Annotated in this window: 3 protein-coding genes, 1 tRNA gene and 1 pseudogene; 2 read left to right on the plus strand and 3 right to left on the minus strand. The window is 67.6% G+C overall.

Going from position 1 to position 5,502, the window contains the following annotated elements:
- Positions 1 to 71: 71 nt before the first annotated feature.
- The 3 genes from ABD172_RS00490 to ABD172_RS00500 form a co-directional block, all read right to left on the minus strand.
- Positions 72 to 1,808, minus strand: coding sequence for an alanine/glycine:cation symporter family protein (locus tag ABD172_RS00490; RefSeq protein ID WP_344305933.1), 1,737 nt, complete (start codon positions 1,806 to 1,808; stop codon positions 72 to 74).
- A 108-nt stretch (positions 1,809 to 1,916) separates the two neighbouring features.
- The gene (locus tag ABD172_RS00495) at positions 1,917 to 3,632 is read right to left on the minus strand and encodes an alanine/glycine:cation symporter family protein (protein WP_344305935.1); all 1,716 of its coding nucleotides are present in this window, start codon (positions 3,630 to 3,632) and stop codon (positions 1,917 to 1,919) included.
- Between the two features lie 313 nt (positions 3,633 to 3,945).
- Positions 3,946 to 4,029, minus strand: a tRNA-Leu gene (locus ABD172_RS00500).
- A gap of 288 nt (positions 4,030 to 4,317) precedes the next feature.
- Here ABD172_RS00500 and ABD172_RS00505 point away from each other — a divergent pair.
- Together ABD172_RS00505 and ABD172_RS00510 are read left to right on the plus strand one after the other, a co-directional pair.
- Positions 4,318 to 5,292, plus strand: a complete 975-nt coding sequence (locus ABD172_RS00505; protein ID WP_344305936.1) for an FHA domain-containing protein — start codon at positions 4,318 to 4,320, stop codon at positions 5,290 to 5,292.
- Positions 5,289 to 5,502 (plus strand): annotated as a pseudogene (locus tag ABD172_RS00510) (FHA domain-containing protein FhaB/FipA); the annotation flags it as partial. The gene ABD172_RS00505 and the pseudogene ABD172_RS00510, both read left to right, overlap by 4 nt.

Consider the following 5,502-nt stretch of genomic DNA (forward strand, 5'->3'; position numbering starts at 1 on the left):
GCGCTCGTGGAGTGCGGTGCGGCGCCTCGGGAGTGGGAGGGGCCCGGTGCCGAGGACGCTGCTGTGGGGAGTCAGGCCTTCGGCAGTTCCTCCGCGGGGACGTCGCTCATGTCGACGCCGCGGGCCTTCTGGGCCTTCCGGAACTCCCGCTTGACCTCACGGCGGCGGGTGCGGAGGGCCTTGAGCCGACGGGCCTCGGAGCGCACCTGTTCCTTCGAGGGCTCGTGGTCGCGGATCCCGACCTGGAGGTCCTCGGGGATGTCGGGCAGCTGGTCCGCCATCGCCCGGATGCGGTGGCGGAGGATCTCGAGGCGCACGATCTTCGACAGGAAGTACATGCCGAGCAGGGCCGGCACGCTCATGAGGAAGAACATCGCATCGGAGAAGGCGATGACGGAGTCGAGGGACGCGGAGGCGCCGACGACGATCGCGAGGACCCACACGATCTGGAAGACCTTCTCGGCCCGGCGGGAGTCACCGAGCAGGTAACCGATCGCCTTCTGCCCGTAGTAGCCGTAGGACAGGAGGGTCGAGAACGCGAAGAGGACGACGCAGACGGTGAGCACGAACGGGAACCACGTGTCGTTCACCGTTGCGAAGGCCCGGCTCGTGAGGGCGACACCCTCCGCGGTCGACCCGTCACCGGCGTCGGCCGTGTACAGACCCGTCGTGATGATCGCGAGCGCGGTCAGGGTACAGATGAAGATCGAGTCGATGAGCGGTTCCCAGAGGGCGGTGAAGCCCTCGGTGGCCGGGTCGTGGGTCTTCACGGCCGAGTGCGCCATACCCGCACTGCCGACACCGGCGGCGTTCGAGAACAGGGCACGCTGGATACCGACGATCGCCACACCGATGATGCCGCCGGCCACACCCTCACCGGTGAACGCGCCCTGGAACATGAGGACGAACGCCTGGGGGATGTGAGTGAAGTTCACGAGGAGGATCGCGAACACGGACAGGAAGTAGACGATCGCCATGATCGGCGTGATCGCACCGGTCCATTCGGCGATCTTCTTGATGCCGCCGAGGATGACGGCACCGGCGAGCACCGCGTAGACGAGGCCGAGGAGCCAGAGCTTGTCCGCGAACCACGAGGACTCGCCGCCGGTCGCGGTGACGATCGCCGCCGCACCCTGGTTCGCCTGGAAGAGGTTGCCGGCACCGAACACGCCGACGACCGTGACGATCGCGTAGAACGCGCCCAGGAACCTGCCGAGCCGCGGGCGGCCGATCTCCGCGAGGCCGTCACGCAGGTAGTACATGGGGCCACCGGAGGTGGTGCCGTCGGCGTGGACCTTGCGGTACTTCACGCCCAGGGTCGCCTCGGCCATCTTCACGGACATCGCGAAGAAGCCGAAGATGATGATCCACAGCGCCGCTCCCGGGCCACCGATCGTGATCGCGACCGCGACACCCGCGATGTTGCCGAGCCCGACGGTGCCGGAGAGCTCGGTGGCGAGGGCCTGGAAGCTCGAGACCTCACCCGGGTCGGTCTTCCGGGTGAGCCGTCCTCGGATCACCTCGAAGGAGTGCTTGAGTCCGGTGATCGGCTGGAACCGCAGGTACACGGTGATGAAGACGGCGGCCGCCATGAGCCACACGACGATGAGCGGAACTCCGGTGCCGAGGACCGGCACCTCGAAGAACACGACGAGGGAGAGGAAGTTCGCGAACGGCGCGAACACGGTCTCGACTGCCTGGTCGAACCCCGAGGCCAGAACATCCACCTGGCCGACCTGGCCGGAGAGGGGCGCTGCGAGGGACTCTGCAGGAATATTCGATTGGAAGGGTGCTGTCTCGAGACGCATCTCGGGATACATAGATCACCTGGGCGCAAGGTTGCTTTACGGCCGAAAACTCGGTTCCGGCTCCGGCGCCACACATGAAACTAGCAAGTTGCTTTGTGATGGCCCAAGTCATACATCCCCGGGAAGCACCACTCCGCGGGCTTTCTGAGCGGCCCGGAAGGCCGCCCGGATGCGCTCGCGTTTCGCCCTCAGAGTGAGGATCCGCGAGCGTTCCCGCGCCACCTGTTCGGGGGTCGGTGCATGGTCACGGATCCCCACCCGCAGGTCCTCGGGAACGTCCTCGAGAACGCCGCCGTCGACCTTCGCGCGGTGCTTGAGGATCTCGTACCGCACGATCCTGGCCAGGAAATACGTACCGATGAGGTTGGGCACCGTCATGAGGAAGAGCATCGCGTCGGAGAACGCCATGACCGCATCGAGCGAGGCCGCGGCCCCGACCACGATCATGAGGACCCACACGACGTTGAACACCTGCTTGGCGAGCGGCGAGTTCCCGGTGAGATACCCGATCGCCTGCTGCCCGTAGTACGCGTACGAGAGAACGGTGGAGAAGGCGAACAACACCACACACACGGTCAGTAGTACGGGGAACCACGAGGTCACGGTTCCGAAGGCCTGCGCCGTGAGTGCGACACCCGCCGCGGTGGATCCGTCGCCGGAGTCCGCGGCGTAGAGGCCGGTCGTGACGATCGCGAGCGAGGTCATCGTACAGATGACGACGGAGTCGATGAGCGGTTCCCACAGGGCGGTGAACCCCTCGGTCGCGGGGTCCCGTGTCTTCACGGCCGAGTGCGCCATCCCGGCGGTCCCGATGCCACCACCGTTCGAGAACAGTGCACGCTGGATCCCGACGATCGCCACACCGATGATGCCACCGGTGATGCCCTCCCCCGTGAACGCACCCGCGAGGATGAGACCGATCGCATGAGGGATCTGCGTGACGTTCACCGCGAGGACCGCGAGCGTGCCGACGACGTAGAGAACGGCCATGAGCGGGGTGATCGCCGAGGTCCAGTCCGCGATCTTCGTGATGCCGCCGAGGATGACGAGAGCGGCGAGGGCGGCCATCACCAGTCCGATGAGCCAGAGCTTGTCCGCGAGCCACGAGGACTCCCCGCCGGTCGCGGTCACGAGGATCGCGGCACCCTGGTTCGCCTGGAAGAGGTTGCCGGCGCCGAAGACACCGATGAGCGTCGCGACGGCGTAGAACCCCGCGAGGAACCTCCCGGTGCGGGGACGCCCGATCTCCGCGAGTCCCTTCCGCAGGTAGTACATGGGCCCGCCGGCGGTCGTCCCGTCCGCGCGCACCTCGCGGTACTTCACGCCGAGGGTCGCCTCCGCCATCTTCATCGTCATCGCGAAGAACCCGAAGAGCACGATCCACAGCGCCGCCCCGGGTCCGCCGATGGTGATGGCGACCGCGACGCCCGCGATGTTGCCGAGTCCGACGGTGCCGGAGAGCTCGGTCGCGAGGGCCTGGAAACTCGACACCTCCCCCGGATCGGTCTTCCGGGTGAGCCGACCGCGGATCACCCGCACGGAGTGCCGGAGACCGGTGATCGGTTGGAACCGGAGGAAGACGGTGAGGAACACCGCGCCGCACATGAGCCACACGATGATGAGCGGGAGTTCGGTCCCGCCGATCGGGATGCCGAAGAAGACGATCGCGGAGAGCGCATCGGCGATCGGCGCGAAGAGCGAGTCGACCGCGGCGTCGACACCGCCGGCGAGAACGAGGGGATCGGCGGGGCCGGCGAACGCCGTGGGAGTGAGGTCGGTGAGGGGAGAGGGGACGAGGTGATCTGCGGTGGTCCGGAGATTCATGCGCTCGAACGTACGTGGATCGAAAGGGTGATCCACGTCACATATTCGAACATCCCTGACGGCGCTTGCGAGAACACGCGCCCCGACCCGGCTCTATAACGGAACGATAACGAAAGCCGCCCTGCAGCGAGCCCGCCCACGCCTATCCAACGGTTTCGCCCAGGGAAACCGAAACGATGTGCATCCCGCATAAGGGAAACCGAATCGGTTCCCCTCGGCGAATCCGTTGGAGTTCCGGCCGATCGCCCCGCACACACCCCGCACACAAGAAAGATCCCGGGGCATCTTCTGGATACCCCGGGATCCCGGTCGGTGCGCAAGGGGGGACTTGAACCCCCACGATGTTGCCATCACTGGCACCTGAAGCCAGCGCGTCTACCTATTCCGCCACTTGCGCAAGTAGCAGGAGACCACTTTACACAGCGCCCGCGCGCCCGGACAAACCCCAGGACACGCCCACCGGGAAGTGAGAGCGAAATCACCCATCACAGCCATTCGCCGGGAGAATGTCCCTCACTGGGTGTTCCCACAACGTGATCCGGCTACCGGGTGGTTAGCATGGAGTGCTGGCGGTCGGGCCGACCTGCGTACTCCGTGCGCCTGCACGACACCCGACCGACACGCGACGGAGCCTGCACACGGCACCGTCCGCGACCACCGATGGACCGAGTGAAGGAGGCGACGCATGGGCGTGATCGACCGCTTCGAGAAGAGTATCGAGCGTGTGGTGAACGGCGCGCTGGTCAAGGCCTTCCGCTCCCAGGTGGAACCCGTGGAACTCGCCGCAGCACTCCGCAAGGAAGCCGACACGCGAGCCGCCGTGGTCTCCCGTGGACGCGTCCTCACCGCGAACACCTATGTCTTCGAACTCTCCGCGAACGACTACGAGCGACTGGAACCGATCGCGGCCGAGCTCCTCCTCGACCTCCGGCAGGTCGTCGGGGACCACGCGGTCGAACAGGGGTACAGCTTCGTCGGCCCCGTCACCGTCACCTTCGAACAGGCGGACGACCTCGACACCGGGATGTACCGGGTGCGGGCCTCGACCAAACGACCCGACGGTTCCGCCGCCGCCCAACCGCCCAACCGCGGCGGGTACGACCCCGTTTCCCGCGCGAATCCGATCGTCCCCGAGGTCTACGCGCACCAGGCGCAGTCCACCCCCGGCGACAACGCCGACACCCCCTCCGACCACCTCCCCGTGAACCCCGCGCTCGGCGCCCCGCCGGTGTCCTCGAACCCGATGCCGGCCGCCGCTGCACCCTCCCCCGGCTCCTCTGCATCTCCAGCCGCAGGCTCCTCTGCATCCCCTGCCGCAGGCGCTTCCCACATGAATCCCCGCCGCGGCGCCCCGTCCCGCACCCGCCGTCACTACGCCGTCCGCCTCCACGGACAGACCCACCCGCTCGAGGAGGGGACGACGGTGTTCGGTCGTTCGTCCCAGGCCGCGGACATCGTCATCGACGACCCCGGCGCCTCCCGCCGCCACTTCACCATCACGATCGACGGCGACCGGGCAACGGCAACCGACCTCGACTCGACGAACGGGACGCTCCACGCCGGCCGCCGCATCACCACGATCGCCCTCACCGACGGGGTCGAACTCCTCGTCGGGGACACGCCGGTGACCTTCCGCGCCTACGAAATGGGAGGCCGATGAGCGAGTTCACCGTCATGCTGCTGCGGTTCGCGCTCGTCGCACTGCTGTGGCTCTTCGTCCTCGGGGTCGCCTCCGTCATCCGCCGTGACCTCTACGGCCCCCGCCGTACCCGCGCCGAACGTGCCGCCGCACGCCGCGCCTCGTCCTCGCGGACCCCCGCGCCCGAGGCGCCCCGCACCCCGGCGACACCCGTCGCCGCCGCGGCCGGCG

Origin of the sequence: Brevibacterium samyangense (genome assembly GCF_039529845.1) — a bacterium.
Taxonomy (GTDB): Bacteria; Actinomycetota; Actinomycetes; order Actinomycetales; family Brevibacteriaceae; genus Brevibacterium; species Brevibacterium samyangense.

What these genes read in the sequence shown, in the direction of transcription:
- ABD172_RS00490 (WP_344305933.1), bottom strand. Translation starts at nt 1,808, where the DNA reads ATGCGTCTCGAGACAGCACCCTTCCAATCGAATATTCCTGCAGAGTCC.
- ABD172_RS00495 (WP_344305935.1), bottom strand. Translation starts at nt 3,632, where the DNA reads ATGAATCTCCGGACCACCGCAGATCACCTCGTCCCCTCTCCCCTCACC.
- ABD172_RS00505 (WP_344305936.1), top strand. Translation starts at nt 4,318, where the DNA reads ATGGGCGTGATCGACCGCTTCGAGAAGAGTATCGAGCGTGTGGTGAAC.